Annotated in this window: 9 protein-coding genes, 1 tRNA gene and 1 pseudogene; 5 read left to right on the top strand and 6 right to left on the bottom strand. The window is 45.0% G+C overall.

From position 1 onward, the window contains the following. Nucleotide 1: 1 nt before the first annotated feature. Both V6668_RS09975 and V6668_RS09970 read left to right on the top strand, forming a co-directional pair. On the top strand, nucleotides 2-940 hold the full coding sequence (locus tag V6668_RS09975; RefSeq protein WP_036609799.1) for an FAD:protein FMN transferase: 939 nt from the start codon (nucleotides 2-4) through the stop codon (nucleotides 938-940). A gap of 4 nt (nucleotides 941-944) precedes the next feature. Continuing rightward, nucleotides 945-1,217, top strand: a complete 273-nt coding sequence (locus V6668_RS09970) for a hypothetical protein (RefSeq protein ID WP_338708300.1) — start codon at nucleotides 945-947, stop codon at nucleotides 1,215-1,217. Between the two features lie 14 nt (nucleotides 1,218-1,231). Here the strand turns inward: V6668_RS09970 and V6668_RS09965 are convergent. Then, nucleotides 1,232-1,639 (bottom strand): annotated as a pseudogene (locus V6668_RS09965) (cyanophycinase); the annotation flags it as partial. 208 nt (nucleotides 1,640-1,847) lie between these two features. Here V6668_RS09965 and V6668_RS09960 point away from each other — a divergent pair. Beyond that, nucleotides 1,848-2,378 (top strand): hypothetical protein, encoded by a 531-nt coding sequence (locus V6668_RS09960; RefSeq protein ID WP_051447139.1) that lies wholly within the window; start codon nucleotides 1,848-1,850, stop codon nucleotides 2,376-2,378. Between the two features lie 95 nt (nucleotides 2,379-2,473). On the opposite strand, the gene V6668_RS09955 is transcribed toward V6668_RS09960, so the two are convergent. After that, on the bottom strand, nucleotides 2,474-10,498 hold the full coding sequence (locus tag V6668_RS09955; protein ID WP_338708298.1) for an immunoglobulin-like domain-containing protein: 8,025 nt from the start codon (nucleotides 10,496-10,498) through the stop codon (nucleotides 2,474-2,476). A 421-nt stretch (nucleotides 10,499-10,919) separates the two neighbouring features. Between V6668_RS09955 and V6668_RS09950 the strand changes: the two genes are divergently transcribed. Then, on the top strand, nucleotides 10,920-14,549 hold the full coding sequence (locus tag V6668_RS09950) for an S-layer homology domain-containing protein (protein ID WP_076318376.1): 3,630 nt from the start codon (nucleotides 10,920-10,922) through the stop codon (nucleotides 14,547-14,549). A 237-nt stretch (nucleotides 14,550-14,786) separates the two neighbouring features. Here V6668_RS09950 and V6668_RS09945 read toward each other — a convergent pair. Together V6668_RS09945 and nrdR are read right to left on the bottom strand one after the other, a co-directional pair. Then, nucleotides 14,787-14,859, bottom strand: a tRNA-Ala gene (locus V6668_RS09945). Between the two features lie 185 nt (nucleotides 14,860-15,044). Further along, nucleotides 15,045-15,512: a transcriptional regulator NrdR gene (nrdR, locus tag V6668_RS09940; protein ID WP_036609807.1), complete on the bottom strand. Its 468-nt coding sequence runs from the start codon at nucleotides 15,510-15,512 to the stop codon at nucleotides 15,045-15,047. Nucleotides 15,513-15,628: 116 nt separating this feature from the next. On the opposite strand from nrdR, the gene V6668_RS09935 reads away from it, so the two are divergent. Continuing rightward, on the top strand, nucleotides 15,629-15,850 hold the full coding sequence (locus V6668_RS09935) for an alpha/beta-type small acid-soluble spore protein (protein ID WP_017689472.1): 222 nt from the start codon (nucleotides 15,629-15,631) through the stop codon (nucleotides 15,848-15,850). An 82-nt stretch (nucleotides 15,851-15,932) separates the two neighbouring features. On the opposite strand, the gene V6668_RS09930 is transcribed toward V6668_RS09935, so the two are convergent. Together V6668_RS09930 and coaE are read right to left on the bottom strand one after the other, a co-directional pair. Further along, nucleotides 15,933-16,496 (bottom strand): lytic transglycosylase domain-containing protein, encoded by a 564-nt coding sequence (locus V6668_RS09930; protein ID WP_036609809.1) that lies wholly within the window; start codon nucleotides 16,494-16,496, stop codon nucleotides 15,933-15,935. Next, nucleotides 16,493-17,089, bottom strand: a complete 597-nt coding sequence (gene coaE / locus V6668_RS09925; protein ID WP_036609811.1) for a dephospho-CoA kinase — start codon at nucleotides 17,087-17,089, stop codon at nucleotides 16,493-16,495. The genes V6668_RS09930 and coaE overlap by 4 nt, the downstream gene beginning before the upstream one ends.

The following is a 17,089-nucleotide window of genomic DNA, read 5'->3' as shown; positions in this document are numbered from 1 at the left end:
CATGAAACCTTTTACGAGAACGATACCACTTATGGGAACGAACATATCCCTCTATATCGAGGGGACAGATGCTGAAGAGCTTGCCGAGGAAGCCGTGAATATGCTTGTCCATTATGAACAAGTGTTCAGTGCCAACAGTGAGCAATCGCAGCTTGCCATGCTAAAAAAAGAAGCCACATCACATCCGCTTAGAGTAGACAAGGAACTGTATGATCTTATTAAGATAGGCAAAGAACACAGCCTGAAAAAAGATTCATTTTTAAATATTGCGATAGGGCCTTTGATCAAATTGTGGAGAATTGGTTTTCGCGAGGCACATGTGCCGGAGGATACCGAGATTAAAGCGGTGCTGGAGCTCTTGAATCCGGAGCATATACAGCTTGACGATGAGCTACAAACGGTCCATTTATTCAAAAAAGGCATGGAAATCGACCTTGGAGCGATCGCTAAAGGTTATTTTGCTGATCAAGTTATGTCATTTTTCAAGAAAAACGGAGCTGCATCAGCTATGGTCGATATGGGCGGCAATGTTTTGGTTCATGGCGATTCTCCCACCGGGTCCAGTCACTGGAAGGTTGGAATTCAAAATCCCTTTTTACCTAGAGGAAATGCAGCAGCACTCGTTAGTATACGGGAGCAATCCGTCGTTACATCAGGAATATACGAGAGAGTTTTAGAGAAGAAAGGGGGTCAGTACCATCATATATTTAACAGCGGAACAGGCTATCCAATCGAAAGTAATATCGCTTCTTTAACGATTATTGCGGATAGATCGCTCGACTGCGATATATATACTACAGAATTATTTGGGTTAGATGCGGTCTCCATTATTCATAAAGTTAATAATATGAAGGATATCGAGGCTGCCGTAATCACGACGGATGGAAATCTGGCCTATACCGATAATCTTAGGGGAAAAATCCATCCGATATCAGGGTAAAGTTATGAGATTGTTGATTGGCTACATTTCCGAAAAAGATGGTAGAGGCAACAAGCTAATTTTTCCTTTTTACACAGGTCACTCAGATGACAGAATAACTTTCCTATCGCTGTTATACCCAGATTTTTTTGATTCCCTAGGAGCATCCAAAACCTTTAAAGCTAAAAAAACCGCCATTGAAGGCGGTCTAAAAATGCTCATTCTCTGCAGCTGTTTACAAACCGTATGTATATCAGAGCGTTTCCATCAATTTCTGAATTTTAGATTCAGAAATTAAATATACAGGGCCTAAGATATCCATTTTGCAGCCATATTTAATGCACCGGCACTTGCACCGAGGATAACGGCGTTACTGTTCTTAATAATATCGGATAGTTCATATTCCGCCAAAAACTCGTGCTGCTGAACAGGATATCCTCCACACATAAAAATGACAGAAGCGTTCCGAATCAACTGATGAGCCTCTTCTTTCTGCATACGATAATCAATGAAGTGATATTCATCAAAACTAAGGTTAGCCTGCGTTAACCAAGTCCATTCCGTAATATCCTCAAAGTTCACTTGCTCTCCTTCATAATCAGAAGGCTTAGCGCTTATCATCACAAGCGATTTTCTATCTGTGATATCCTCATGTAACCGCCCGACCAGCTTTTCTGGAAAAAAATCATTAAACCAACTGAAATAATAGTGAGTACTCAAACGTTATTACCTCCATATGTATAATTGACATGCTCCTATTTTTAAAAATTAAACTTAAAAGACAACTCTCCATTATCATAACATCGAATTGAAAGATGAGAGTAGTTCTATTTCCGAAAAGCAGTATGTCTGTTGCCCTATTCAGAACTGATCATCTTATAGGATAATATAGAGTATATATCAACTTTATATAAGGGATGGGATGACAATGAGTACGCTTCAACCGATTATCCATGTCTTGAAACATTCGTCCGATGAAGACGTCATAGAACAGTTTTTAGAGTACGAGTCGTTAATCTGGATTGATTGGAGAGAAGACGAGGGAGATATCATCCATTACTTTAACGGCCAACTGCCGGAATCTCACCAAATTCAGTGTAAAATTATCCAAATCGACAAACCAAGGGGCGTCGATATCGTGTTAAGTTCGGACGAGCGTACGCTGACGATTCCGTTCGCCGATGATTGGACTGATCGGGACAGTGCCGTTCGGGCTATGGAGGAGATGATCGCTCCCCAATATCAGATTCGATGGTTTATGGAATCCCTGGGCAGTGACACGTTGGCATTTCTATTATTGTCAACGGAGCAGTGGACGGAGTTAGAGAAGCAATTCGGCAAAGAAAAGCTGGAATTCCACTTCCAGCCGATAACGAGCAAGAGCATGATGTTTTCCCTCGACGTGGATGACGTATTCAAATTAATTGAGACAAGGCAAAAAGCGCGTACCTCTGAATAGACAACAAAAACTCTTCCTTGTACACTGAGTTCCCCAGTATTCCAAATAAAAACGCCATCACGTAATGTGATGGCGTTGCTCTATACTTAATGTGTCTACATCAAACCCAACAAATTATAGATCATCACTGCTGCTTCTGCACGGCTAGCATTCTTTTTCGGTGCAAACTCATCGTTACCTACACCGTTTATTATGCCTGCTCCCTGTATTGCCTCTACCGCTTGCTTCGCATAACTTGCGATGTTTGCTTCATCCTTGAAGGCTGTAGCTTCACCACTTGCTAACGCTAGTTGCTTAATTTGGATCGCCTTGTATACCATAACCGCCATATCTTCTCGCGTAATGTTCTCATGAACTCCGAATCGTCCATCTGGTTTCCCGTTCACAATCCCCAGCTTCTGCGCGGTTGCGATATTTCCATGGTACCATTCTCCTTGCTTCACATCACTAAAGCTTGTCGTTGCGCTCTCATCCGATAGCTCAAACAACTTCATCAGCATGGTGATGAATTCTGCTCTTGTCACTTGACCATTCGGATTAAACTCGCCGTCACCTACACCCTTCACAATGCCTCTTGCCCCCAATGCTGAGATCGCATCCTTCGCCCAGTCTTGAGTCACATCCTTAAAGCTCGTTGCAACATACGCTACCGTATACTTGCTCAGATACGTTGGCTTGAACTCTACTTTTCCTGTCGCTGCATTGTATTTACCATTCGTCACGACTCTTAGCTCTCCGTTGTCCTTCACATCGTATACTACGACGTTGTTTGGATTTTCGTTAGCCTTTAGTGTGTATGGCAATTCAATCACGAGATCATCTCTGCCATCAAACTGTGTAAGTTTCTTACCATCAATCGTTAGCTCGATATCGTATACGACCTCACCGTTCAGCTGAGCTTGTGCGCCAGCTGGCAGTTGATTAGCTGCAATTTTCTTAATCGACAATCCTAACGTTTTCCCTGCACTTGTTCCTGTTCCAAGCAGTTCGGTTGCCACTGTTACAACTGCAGAGCCTATGTTGATCTCGATGCGATCTACCGTAGAAGATCCACTTGTTAAGCGCGCATCTACTGCGAGCTCCATCGTTAGCCCGTTCAAGCTTGCATCAGCTTCAACTTGCATGTGTAACTTACCGCCTGTCGTTTGATCAAGCGCACGCTTCATTGTATCCGCACTTAACTTCACTTCAGAAGTACCGCTCTCATTTACAACTGGTTTAATGTTTATTTGGCCGTTGTCTATGACCACTGGCTCATTTCCACCTGGAGCTGTTGGTACTGTAGGTGCAGGAATGTTACCGTCAACGCCACCATTTCCATTACCACTGTTTGGTGCTTGTGGTGTTCCATCAACCAATGGTGTTACCGTTACCGTAGCGCTTGATGATAAACCACCATCCACTGTAGTTACTGTAATCCTTGCTGTTCCTGGTGCCACCGCTGTTACTTGACCTGTCGCACTTACAGTCGCTACAGCTGTATTGCTAGAGCTCCATGTTACTGCTTTTTTCGTTGCATTAGCTGGTGTTACCGTAGCTGTCAATTGCCCTGATTGACCTTCTACGATGGACAACGTCGTTTTGTCCAAGCTAATTCCGCTAACGGGTACGTTCTTCCCGTTGAGTGCATCATACTCACTTTGTGTAATTGGAATTACCGTTCCGTGACGCGGACTAGCTGGTAAGTTGTAGTTAGAAGATAATGTCCAGACATCTGATGCAAGATTTGTTGTCTCGAATGGAACATAACCTCTTCCACCAAACTCATCTACGAATAAATACCATTTTTCATCTGTATTCGATTTGAAGATCGTTGGACCCTCAACCCATTTGATGTTACCAACGCCTTGATTAATCATCTTGAAGGTTGGATCTAAGATCGAGTCACCCACCTCTTGGAAGATCATCTTGCCAAATGGAGCAGAAGCTCCGTTGTTTTGCTCATCTTTCGTAAAGCGATACACTTTTCCTTCATGCTCAATCATCGTTGTGTCAATGATTGAATATCCATAATCCAAATATACTTGCGGTTCAGTAAACGTATAGAAATCTCTTGTCTTGCTATACATCATTTTTTGATAAGCATCGCCTGTATGGGATGCGTCATCAAACATTCTTGATGCCCAAAATACGATATATTCACCTGTTGTGTTGTCGTACATAATTTCTGGTGCCCATGTATTACCCGCTTCTTCCGGTGCAACCTCTACCATGCGTTGATCTGTCCAATTGACTAGATCATTCGATTCCCAAACCATAATGGAACGACTGCCCCATGTGTGTGCTCTGCCCCAGTTACCATTGCCGTTAATTTTCAGATCGGTAGCGATCATGTAGAACTTATCACCTTCAGGCGAACGAATAATGAACGGATCACGTACCCCCTTCTCCCCTAAGGTAGAGGTCAATACAGGTTTACCATTATTCAATTCTCGCCAGTTCAACGGATCATTACCGTTACTTAGTGCAAAGTATACTTGCTCCCCTGTTGCGGTACCTTCTCCAGTGAAATATGTGAAAAAGTATCCCGCATATTTTTCATCAGCAGGCAATTCCTTCACCTTCGCAATGAATTCCTTCGTAGTGGATGCTGAATTTAATGTAATCGTAGCTGTAAGCTTCACGTCTACATTTCCACTACCGTGTGCCGGACGTTTTACTTCTCCAGTAACTGAAACAACGTTTGGTTGAGCAGAAGCCCAAGTAATCGTTGTTCCATATAGTCCAGATGTTGGTAATGATATATGACCTCTTACATCATTAATGTTATGAACGACTAGTGCTGCTTTTGCTTCATCTACAGAAGTGACATCGTTTGGCAATGCCTTAACCGTCAACTGAAAAGTTTTGTTAACTGTCTCTGTACCATCTGTAAATACTGCTGTTAACGTTACAACTTGATCACCTGTTGCGTTAGCTGGTCTAGTTACGACACCTGTAGTTGAGATGACATTCCCCTTATCTGAAGTCCAGCTTATTGTTGTGCCATAAGCACCTGATGTTGGCAATGTTACATTGCTTATAATCGCATCTTTTGATGCATTAGAAGCAAGAAGATCATGAATCGTTAATTTCTCTGTCGCAGCCGATACAAGCATGCCCGCCATCAAAGCAATCTTCTGATCTGCATGAGCCTTAAGTGATGTAATATCTGCCGCAGTCATAGCACCATCATAGATTTGGAAGTCTGCAATCAACCCGCCGAAGTATGGATCAGCTGTATAGAATGACTTACCGATGGTTCCACTACTGCCTGAAGTATTTTTTATTTGTTCTAGTGTCATTCCATTCGTTGAGCCTGATGCAACAGCAACACCATCGATATAAAGCGTTAGTGTACCATCCGTGCCTGAAACAACAGTCGTAACGACTTTCCATTCATTATTCTTTAAGCCTGTGGTAGAAGTTGAAGACTCATTATTCCAAGCATTCGTCGCGATACCAAGGCGAGCTAGACCGTTAGCGTTATAACGTGGTGTGAAGTACGTATAGTGCGTATTATTGTCTGGTCTTCCTAATGCATATAACCACTCGGCAGCGTTTTTACCGCTCCAGTTCACAATGGATGAAACGGTCATATCCGTTAATCCATCGAGAACTCCTTGTGGCAGTTCTACATAAGAGTTAGTTGTGCCACCAGTAAAGCTTAGTACACCAGCATCTTGTGTACGAATCCATTCTGCTTTAGACGGATTCATCCATTTTCCATTGAAGTTTCCTGTTTGGTCAATAACCGTTGCACCATCAATATCATCCATGTTGTAGTGAAGAATGAGCTCTGCCCCAGATGGCTGCTCTACTGGAGGAGTAACGTCTTCATCAGCTAATGTTGCAATCTCTTCAACGGATAATGCACGATTATAAATACGGAAATCATCAAATTTACCATCAAATAAACTATGAGAGCTGTTTCTCGATTTACCAATATAATTCATCGTTGTTTCCAGTAACATTCTCGGCTCAACGTTAAATGTCGAGCTACGTTTAACCTCTTGACCATTCACATACAATACGGCATCAAATTCATCCATTGTAATTGCAACATGCTGCCAAGTCTTCGTTGGTAATAACCCGGAATTTCTCACCGCATATTTATATTCTGATCCCAGTCGCGTGCTGTCATTGCTAAATTTCTCTGTAAAAGGTGTTACCACAGCAAACTCTAGACTACCTGTATCACCTTGTGTGCTCAAGTACATGGTGTTGCGGTTAACCTGTCTGCCTGTGTCGGAAGCAAAATCAAATATTCTTTGATTTGCTTGATTTCTGTCCATTTGAACCCATGTAGAGAACGTAGCCTTCTCAAGATTCAAGGATTGAATCAAGTTATCTGGCAGCTTCACATATCCTGTTGATCCATTAAGCTCTAGTGCACCACCCGTTTTACCAATGCGATCCTCTTCATTGATCGTTGCTCCACCTACTAGTGTTGCGTGATGACCGTTGCCAGAAATATCATTCACCGTTGTACCATTCACTGTATTTGCATCGAATGAGTAATGTACAACCGGGTCTGTTGATGGTGCCGGACCTTTCCATGCATACTTCTCTTGCAAAGCATAATACTCTGCACGTGAGATTGGAATTACCGTCCCGTGTCGTGGTCCTGGCGGCAGTGCATATTTATCACTACTTAATACATTGTTCAGATATTGCGTGCTACTATCCAGATCTGTTGTATATCGAACATGATATGGCCATGAATCAAGGAACAGATACCATTTGTCTTTATTATTATCTTTAAAAATCGTCTGCCCTTCGTTGTTTCCATTATTTCCGATCAAGCCAAGTTTATTATCACGTGTACCCGGAACAGCGTCGTATTGAAGGCCGTTTGCTGCAATACCGTCCTTGTCATAATAAAAAGTTGGTGCTTTCTCCACATACACTTTAGTATTCACTTCTGATTTGGTGAATCGGTACAACATATCATTATGCTCAATAAACGTTGTATCAATTGTCGGAAGTGACTCATCAATCATGACCTTTGGCTCAGAGAAGTTGTAGAAGTCTCTTGTTGTTGCGTAGTACATCACATTGTACTGACCTGCAGGTCTTCCGTTATAATCACCATATGTCTCTGTGTTTTTCATCGATGATGCCCAAAATACGATATACTCTCCAGTTACTGGATCATAGATAGCTTCTGGTGCCCACGTATTTCCTCCAGTCTTAGGAGCAACCTCGATCATACGTTGCTCGCTCCAATGAACGAGATCCTCCGACTCCCAAATCATCATGTAATGACTACCCGTAATTTGAGCTTGGTCGAAATTTGTACTTTCACCCATCTTCAAATCGGTTGCCAGCATATAGAATTTATCCCCTTCTGGAGACCGTATAACGAATGGATCCCGAAGTCCTTTTTCACCCATATCAGATTGAAGGATCGACTTACCGTTATTCAACCCTTTCCAGAACAATGGATCTTCAGCTGTAGCGAAGGATATCTCTTCACCACCCTCATATTCACCTGTAAAGTACGCAAAAAAGTAAGCATCATGCTGCACTGGCGCAGTTGCTTGTTTAATCGTAACGTTAAACGTAAGCTGTTTAGAAGCTGCACCATTCGTAATTGTAGCTATTAGCGTAACGGGCGTATCCATAGCTTGACGGCTTACCCAGCCTAGCTGTGTAGCGTTACCAGCCGCTTCAGCCGTTCCTTTCACAACTGCCGGTCTGCTAGATACCCATGTAATTGTGGAGCCTTGTTCACCTGTAGCAACAAGACGTAAGTTACCTTTAACGTTCTCAGCATTGTAGATCTCTATTTGTTCAGCGTCCAGATCAACCTTCTGCTGATCATCGAATTGCTTCAAGATCGTAACAGGGAATACAGCTGTAGTTGATACTCCTTGATACGTTAAAGTAGCCGTAAGCTCTGCCTGAACATTATCTGCTTGAACAGCTGGACGTTGTACAGTGCCATGGTTAGAAATGACAGTAGGATGACTGGAACTCCAAGTAATGCTCACGCCGTTTTTACCGCTTGTCGGTAATGTAACGTTTCTTGTTATCTTATCGGTGCTTTTATCGCCTTCACCTAAGTAACGACTGATGTTGAGTTGATTCGCTGCATCATCAACAGTCAGCTGACGTATTTTTGAGATGTGAGTTGCTCCTTCTTGTTGATATAACTCGCCTACTTCTTGGTCTGTCAACGCGCGATCATATACTCGAAAATCAGCTACGCTACCTTGAAGGTATGGATCGTTTGAGAAGATTGATTTACCGATAAAGCCAGAGAAAGTAGCATCCGGATTAATAATTTCTGACAGCTTTAGTCCCTTTGCATTACCCGAAGCAACCTTAGCTCCATCCACGAATAACGTTATCCTATTGCTAGCTTCGGACAAGGACACCGTTACATGCTTCCACTGCCCACCGATAAGGTTTGAGTTTGCGCTACCTGTAACTAATGCTTCGTTCGGCCAGCCATTTTTAGAGATACCTGTGGCAATCATATTACCTGATCCACTACCGTGACGTGGTGTTACGAAGAAATATTTGTTCGTTTCTGGTGTTAATACCGTACCCAAACCGAAGATCCAGCGATTCGTCCCATCATTCGTCCAGTTCACGATTGAAGATACTGTAATCTCATTCAGACCGTGTAGTAGATCTAGTCCATTTGAGCCCTTAGGAATCTCAACATGCCCACTAATAGATATAGAGCTTCCACCATTGAAGGAAACAAAGCCAACCTCACTGTTTGAAATGAATTGTCCATTGTTTGGATTTCTAAATATTCCGTCAAATGTAACTGCCTTGTTGGCAACATCCTTCAGTACGAGTTGACCGTCTACTTCTTCAGTCGTCTTCATGTTGTAATGAAGAATAAGATCATCTTTTAGCGATTTTCCCTTAACGGTAACGGCTGATGTAGCTGTAAACTCTCCATCTTCAGTCTGTACCGTAATTGTGGCTGTACCTTCACTAACAGCTGTAACTTTACCCGTTGAATTGACAATCGCTACACTGGAGTCACTAGATGCCCAGATAACTCTTTTATTTGTTGCATTTGAAGGTGAAATAGTAGCTACTAATATCTCGCTGTCCCCCGCTGATAAAATAAATGTAGGTTCATTAAGCAAGACATTCTTAACGGCAATCTGCTCAATAGAGTCATCCTTAGGTAGTAAGGTAACAATAAACTCCTTCGTTGCCTGGCTTCCACCTAAAGAAATGGTTGCAGTTAACGTCACTTGTTGCTCCATTTCTCGTAAGAACACTTCCCCGGTTGCACTAATCGCACTCTCATCACTAGAAGTCCATGAGATCATTGCGCCATTCTTATCTTGAGTAGGCAGTTCAAGAGATTCTGTAACTGCCGATATATCACCTAACGTTAGCTCTATTTTGCCTTGTTGTATTTGCTTTTCATTAAACGATTGTTCATATACTACAGCGATATCTTCATTATCTAGTGCCTCTCCGTAAATTCTTAAATCTTGAAAGCTGCCTGCAAAAGTAGCATCCCCTAAATAATTGGAGCGACCGATGTAAGCATGCAAATCAGTACCAAAACTTGCTGTTGTTTTCTCTTTGGCGGTCGTGCCTATACTTACACCGTTAATGTAACCTGTAATAGAGCGTTCTGTAATGACCGTCGTATAGTGAACCCATTGACCTTCGTACTGTGACGTAGAAGTGCCTGATACCCCTACCTCAGTCGTCCAAGGCTGGTCAACATTATTGTTATTCGTAAATACTGACTTAAAATCACCACTTGGATTCGATGGATTAAACATCCAGTAATTCGTTGGCAAGTTATTGCCAGCTGCTGGAGTACCGTAGAATAATGCTGAGTAGTTCCCACTTCCAGTGTTGCTCTTGATCCATACAGATATCGTTGTATTTTCTTGATTATCAAACAAACCAGTAGGAAGCTGAACGTAGTTTGTATTACTATCTGTTCCCCCAGGTAAAGTGAGACCATCGGTGTAAGTAATGTCTCCTACGGCCGTTCCATGCTTTTCATTACCTGATATATCCTGTACATCCTCAAGCAATGGATAATGCGCCAACATCGTTGGTGTTATTGTGTCCGCTGAAGCTTGATTGCTAAATGGCAGAACAAGATTAAACCAGCTACTGAAGGTCATAAGTAAAACTAACATTAGGATTGTAATTTGCTTCCGCATAGCATTCTTCCCTTCGATTAATTTTCAGAAGCATACAACCCATATCTCTCACCTATAAAACCAGACCACCTCGCTCAAGGAAATAGAGATACGTTTTTTTAAAAAAAGAATGCGCTTACATTTCTTCTCATATTACATCTTCAACACTTCCAATTCAATGTAGTATCTTGTTAATAAGGTGGATTTTTTTATTGCAATTCAAGCAAACTTCAACACTATCCCTATACTTCGAAGTAATCGTTTTCATTCTAAATATACTCTATGTTTAAATTAAAGGATTGAACGCCTGATAAACATAATATATATAGTTGGGCGCTTGTCATATGGACAACGTGTCCAAATACGATGCGGTAAGCCGTGGGCGTACCGCATCGAAAAATAAGGAGGATTTTCATTTATGCCAAAACGATTTAGCAGAATGCTCGCGTTCCTCTGTTGCTTGGTAATGGTGGCGTCGCTAATGCCTACCAGCTATGCCGCCGCCACTGACAACATCGAGAACGCAGAAGCGAATGAAACACCCACCGCCATTTTTGGAACTCCCGAACTCGGGTCAAACGACCCACTCTGGGGCCAGACCATGGAGCATCACATCAACAAAAGCACTGTGCCCGCCGATCCCAGACCCCATGCCACGGGCACAGCCAAAATCCTTTGGGACCATGACTACCTGTATTCCCGAGTAGTTGTGAATGACAGTAATCTATATCAGGGAGCTGGCGGAGATCACCAGTACGACAGTCTGGAGTTTTATGTCGGCACCGGAACCGGAGGCTCAAACCAATGGCGCGTCAGCGCGACGGGCGTGTTCTCAGGGCAGGCCGCTCCGGGCAGAGCTGCATGGACCCAGATCACGGAAACAGGATATATCGTGGAGATGAGAATACCCAAAAGAACCTTGACCTTGGAGGAGGGCAAGCTTACCTTTGAGGTTTATATCAATAACTCAACGGAAAAGGGCGGTGACCGCTATGAAGTCGTTTCCAGTTTCGGAGATCCGGACGCGGCTTACACCAGCGCTGCTTCTTTTACAGACAGCCTGCAGCTCTCTTTAGCCAATGAAGTGGACACCAGATTCTCAATCACCGCCACTGCGGGACCGGGCGGCCGAATAACGCCGAACCCACCTGGCGATGTTCTGAGAGTAGATCGGGACTCTAACAAAGAATTTACGTTTACCCCCGATTCCGGCAAAATGGTGGATACCGTAACGGTAGACGGCGAGACCGTGACTCTATCTGCTGGCACTTATACCTTTTCGAATATTGAGGCTGACCATACCATTCACGTAACATTCAAAAACGATCCGGACGCGGGGCTACTTCCCTTTGTTGTATGGAATGACAACTTCGCCAGTGGCGAGTACACAACGGCTGTCATCATCGACTTAGGCGAGGGGAAGGCAGCGTTAGGCTCCGCGCTTAATCCGGACTTGTTTGCCTTATCGGCTAGGAACACAACCCTGAACGGCGAAGCAGTGACCTTTGAAGGACCACGCAAAATCACAAGGGTATACGCTAATGACGAGCCGAAAGTACGCGGCTATCTGGGGCCAGTAAGCAATTCACCGGATTATCAGGACGGACTGGCAAGTGGCCGTTACATCGTAGTTGAGTCTGAGTTTTATTCAGCGAGCGGCGGCAAAACAACGCTGGATGGCAGCAGTAACTCGACAAAGCAGGTTTACAACATCGTCCCAAACGGAGAGATCGTACTGACAGAGGGGAGTCCACTTCGCAACGTGGTTTTTGAACAGGACAAAGTTGTGAATCCGATCCTTGACAAGTTTACAACATTCACGGACAATTCGGTCAATCGCTCGCTCTACCTACACAAGGATGAAGACGGTAAAGTGATCAAAGGATTGCCGCTGTATGTTTATACTCACGGCATGTCACGCGGCGGTACAAACGCTGCGACAGACCAAAAAGCGGCCATGAAATCCGCCAACGGCTCGGTCGCTCTAATGAAAAAAATGGAGAAAAATCCTGACAAGTACGCCAGCCATGTACTGAATATTTCCTATAATGGCGTATCTGTTCCCTCAACCGAGAATGTTAAGAAGGTCATAGACGCCCTGATTGCCAGCGGCGAAGTAGACCCTAATCGTGTTTACGCAGCAGGCTTCTCCTGGGGCGGCCAGTATACGAACAACTTAGTTAACAGCTACCCTGGCTTCTTCGCTGCCGCCGCACCTATGGCCCCGGTAAGCGGTTCACCAAACGCTAAGGACAATGACGCTCACAACAACCTGGCCTATTGGATGTTTTTAAATGCTCATAATGTTGGAGGCTACCAGACTAACCTCAATAACTTTATCAATAACAATATGCCGAAAATGATCAACGCGAGGGCTTCGCGCTTTGAGAGTAATGAGGTCCTTACGTGGCCCTACAATCAATTTGATCAGCCGAATCTGAGGCCGAATCCGGCCAACACACCTGTTCTGGCTGATTACATAGCGCACGAAGTTGAAGCTGCGGTTCTTTACAACGAGATAACTATGGGGAATTGGAGCATAGCTCCCACGGCGCAGTCCTCTAACTTGCCAGCTTGGAACAATGACTACACAGACGTCTTTGATTGGATGTTCGCGCAGAGAAAACCGGTCGTGCCCGGTGCTCCGAGCGGCTTCAAAGCGACAGCCGGTGACGGACAGGTCACATTGAGCTGGACCGCCCCTGCTGACGACGGTGGCAGTGCGATATTGGGCTACAAGGTATGGTATGGCAACGTGACGCCGGTCACACTGGATGCGACGGAGACCAAATATACCTTTAAGAACCTGACAAACGGCCAAGGCTACAACTTCACCATCATCGCGGTGAATGCAAAGGGCGACGGCGCGGAGATCAGTGCAACGACGACGCCGATGAAGACGACGACTCCCACTGTGCCTGATTCTGGCGGCAATACGGGCAACACCGGAAACACCGGAAATACCGGCAACATCGGTAATACGGGCAACACCGACAATACGGGCACCGGGACAGACGCTGGAACGTTGAAGTCGACCTACACAGTGAATACACCGAAGGATAAGCCCGCGGTCACAGACAAAAACGGCAACACCACCCTCCCCGGTGGCGGCGAGATTGCGACCAAAGGCGGGACGAAGATTAAGGTACCTGAAGGCACAACGATAGACTCAAACGGTAAGGTAACCATTCCGGCAGACAAGAGCGCCGAAGTGACACTACCCGGCGGCAACAGCACAGTGACCATTTCGGGAGGCTCGACGATCGCGAGCGACGGTACGGTTACAGTAGGCGGCAAAGACGCGCATGTGAACCTGCCAAACGGCAACCGTGTGGATATCCATGGCGGATCGAAGATACGGAGCGGCGGAGCGGTTGTGATAGGACCGAGCGGCGCAAAAGTTAGCTTAGATAACGGCATGTCGCTGAACATCCGTGAGGGTACGGAGCTGGCGGTTGATGACGCCACCCCACTGGGCTTCCTCGTGATATCGGGCAATCCTTTCAGGGATGCCAACATGGACGACTGGTTCTACAGCTATATAAATTTCGCCTACACATACGATCTTTTCAACGGCACGACGTCCACAACGTTCTCACCCGGCACCGCAATGACACGTGCAATGTTCGTGCAGGTACTGGCCAATCTTGAGAACGTAAACCTCTCCAGCTACACGAGTTCCCGCTTTAACGACGTGACGGACGGGCAATGGTACACCGCGGCAGCTGAGTGGGCGGCCGAAAAAGGCATAGTCAACGGTACAAACGCAAACCTGTTTGACCCCAATTCACCGATGACGCGCGAGCAGATGCTGGTGATACTATACAACTACATGAAGTACAAGGGCTATGAGCTGCCTGAAAGCCACGCTAAGTCCTTCACGGACGAGAGTGAGATCAGCTCTTGGGCGTTGGAGGCCGTTCAGGCGCTGCGGGGCACCGGCATTGTAGTAGGCAAGCCGGACAACTTCTTTGCTCCCAAAGCCACCGCCACCCGTGCCGAAGTAGCCACGATCTTTGTAAGATTCGTCGAATATCTGGCTGACTGAAAGCGTATACAGAAAAATGGAGACCCTACCGACTGGACAATATCCAGCCGGTAGGGTCTCCTTGTTTTCAAACTGTACTTTTTTTGACAACTCCACAGTCAGGACTTTAAACCCTCTATTTTTGCATCTAGAATATTCATCCCCAAGTCCAAAAAATTCTAATTAATTAATGCATGTTTTGATTTATTTCACGCACAAAAAAACGCCATCACAATAATGTGATGGCATTCTTGATTATGGAGCCTAGGGGGATCGAACCCCTGACCTCATCGCTGCCAGCGATGCGCTCTCCCAGCTGAGCTAAGGCCCCAGGATATGAAATAGATAACTTGTCCAACACTGCTACGTTCCACAGGCGACTCCTATATCATATAAAATCCAGCTTTCGCTGTCAATCACTTTCTCAAGATCCAAAGTGATTGGAGAAGAACAACCGATTTCTCTGGTACACACGGACTGGAACTCCAGACTGCTCTTCTCCCTTTACCAACTTCACTAATCCTCCAGATCGTCTTTGGACAACAGGGATTTCAGTTCTTTCATGAACATATTGATATCTTTGAACTGGCGGTATACCGACGCAAAACGGACATACGCCACTTCATCGACTGGAAACAACTGTTCCATCAACAGCTCACCAATCTGGCGACTCTCAACTTCAGCATCGGCTGTATTACGCAGAGATTTCTCCACTTCAGATACCATCATCTCCAGGGTCTCTACGGAGACTGGACGTTTCTCACAGGCACGAATAAGCCCACGGAGAATTTTGTCCCGGCTGAACTCTTCACGACTGCCATCTTTCTTAATGACGATCAGTGGAGTCTCCTCAATCATCTCAAACGTTGTAAATCTTCGGGCACACTGCTCACACTCACGGCGACGACGAATGGATTTTGCTTCGTTGGCCGGACGCGAATCAAGCACTTTGGTACCCATATAACCGCAATAAGGACACTTCAAAACAGATCACTTCCCACGTTTTACTTTTTACCACATATTCCCTGTACTGATTTTGTAATGAAAAACGCATTGCCGACACATAATACTTTTACCAACCCGCGAGGAGGTGAACAGCAATGGCACAAAGCAATGGTAACTCCAACAACTTGGTGGTAACTAAAGCTTCCGCAGCACTCGAGCAAATGAAATATGAAGTTGCTCAAGAACTCGGAATCAGCATCCCACAAGACGGATACCAAGGTAACATGACTTCTTACGAGAACGGTTCGATCGGTGGATACATCACGAAGCGTCTGGTAACAATTGCAGAACAGCAATTGGCAGGTCAATACCAATAATATCTGCATCGTAATACGCTACACAGAGGAGCATGGAGCGGCCGGTGAATAACCGGCCTGCTCTGTGCTTCTACTTATATACTTAGAACGTATTATAGATCTTTACATACTGATTATAATAGTAAATGACTCTTTGTACATAGTGACGCGTCTCACCAAACGGAATATCTTTCACCGTATCGAACGAGCCATCCCATACACCATCTCTAAGCCAACTGTTTACTTTGCCTGGACCCGCATTATAGGCAGCGATCATAACTGCTTCATTGCCATCAAATTGATCGGACAGATTCCGCAGATACCATGTGCCTAACTGAATATTTCGTTCTGGCTCGTGCTTTAATTCCTCCAGCGAAGTGTCGGGAATTTTGGCTTGTTCCAGTATCCAGTTCGCCGTGTCCGGCATCAGTTGCATGAGCCCAATGGCACCTCGTTTGGATTCCTTGCTTGTCTTAAAATTGGTCTCCACCTTGATAATGGAAGCAATCAGAAACGGATCAACCTCATAACTCTGAGATTGGGCACGGATCTCTTCCTTATAATGTATGGGATAGAACCATGCCATCCAGTTTGTATTCAGAAATAACACCAGTACAAAGGAAACAAACATCAACAGCAATACACGTTTCTTACGCAATATTCTCATAACAAACCCTTACGCTGTAGATATGAGTCAATTTGCTGTTCCGTCGCAGACCATAAGCCGCTGTTATCGATAACAATGTCTGCCAGCTGTTTTTTGCGCTCAATATCCATCTGTACATCCATTCGAGCCTCAGCCTGTGCTGCAGTCATTCCATCCCGACTCATCAAGCGATCTCGTTGCACCGATCTCGGGACATATACAACCATGACTTCCTCAAAACCGTCCTCCAGACCTGATTCGTAGAGCAAAGGAATATCAGATACCACAAGTTTATCCGGATGTTGCAACGCGTATGCAGCAGCCCGTTCGCGCATCTCTTTTCGGATCGCCGGATGTGTGATAGCCTCCAATGCCTTTCGTTCCTCTGGTTGTTCGAAAACAATACTCCCAAGCTTTTTCCGATCCATTGTTCCATCTTCGTTCAGTATGGCTTGTCCAAACCGCTTAACAGCGGCGGCCAACACGGGATGCCCAGGCATCATAACTTCCCGGGCAATAACGTCTGCATCGATGAGCAACGCTCCCTTACTGGCGAGATAGGCGGAAACACTGCTTTTGCCTGTCGCGATCCCGCCGGTTAAGCCTATATTCAT

The sequence above is a fragment of the Paenibacillus amylolyticus genome (assembly GCF_036894225.1).
Taxonomy (GTDB): domain Bacteria; phylum Bacillota; class Bacilli; order Paenibacillales; family Paenibacillaceae; genus Paenibacillus; species Paenibacillus amylolyticus.
Note: the sequence above shows the minus strand (reverse complement) of the source record. Positions and strands in the feature narration are given on the sequence as shown.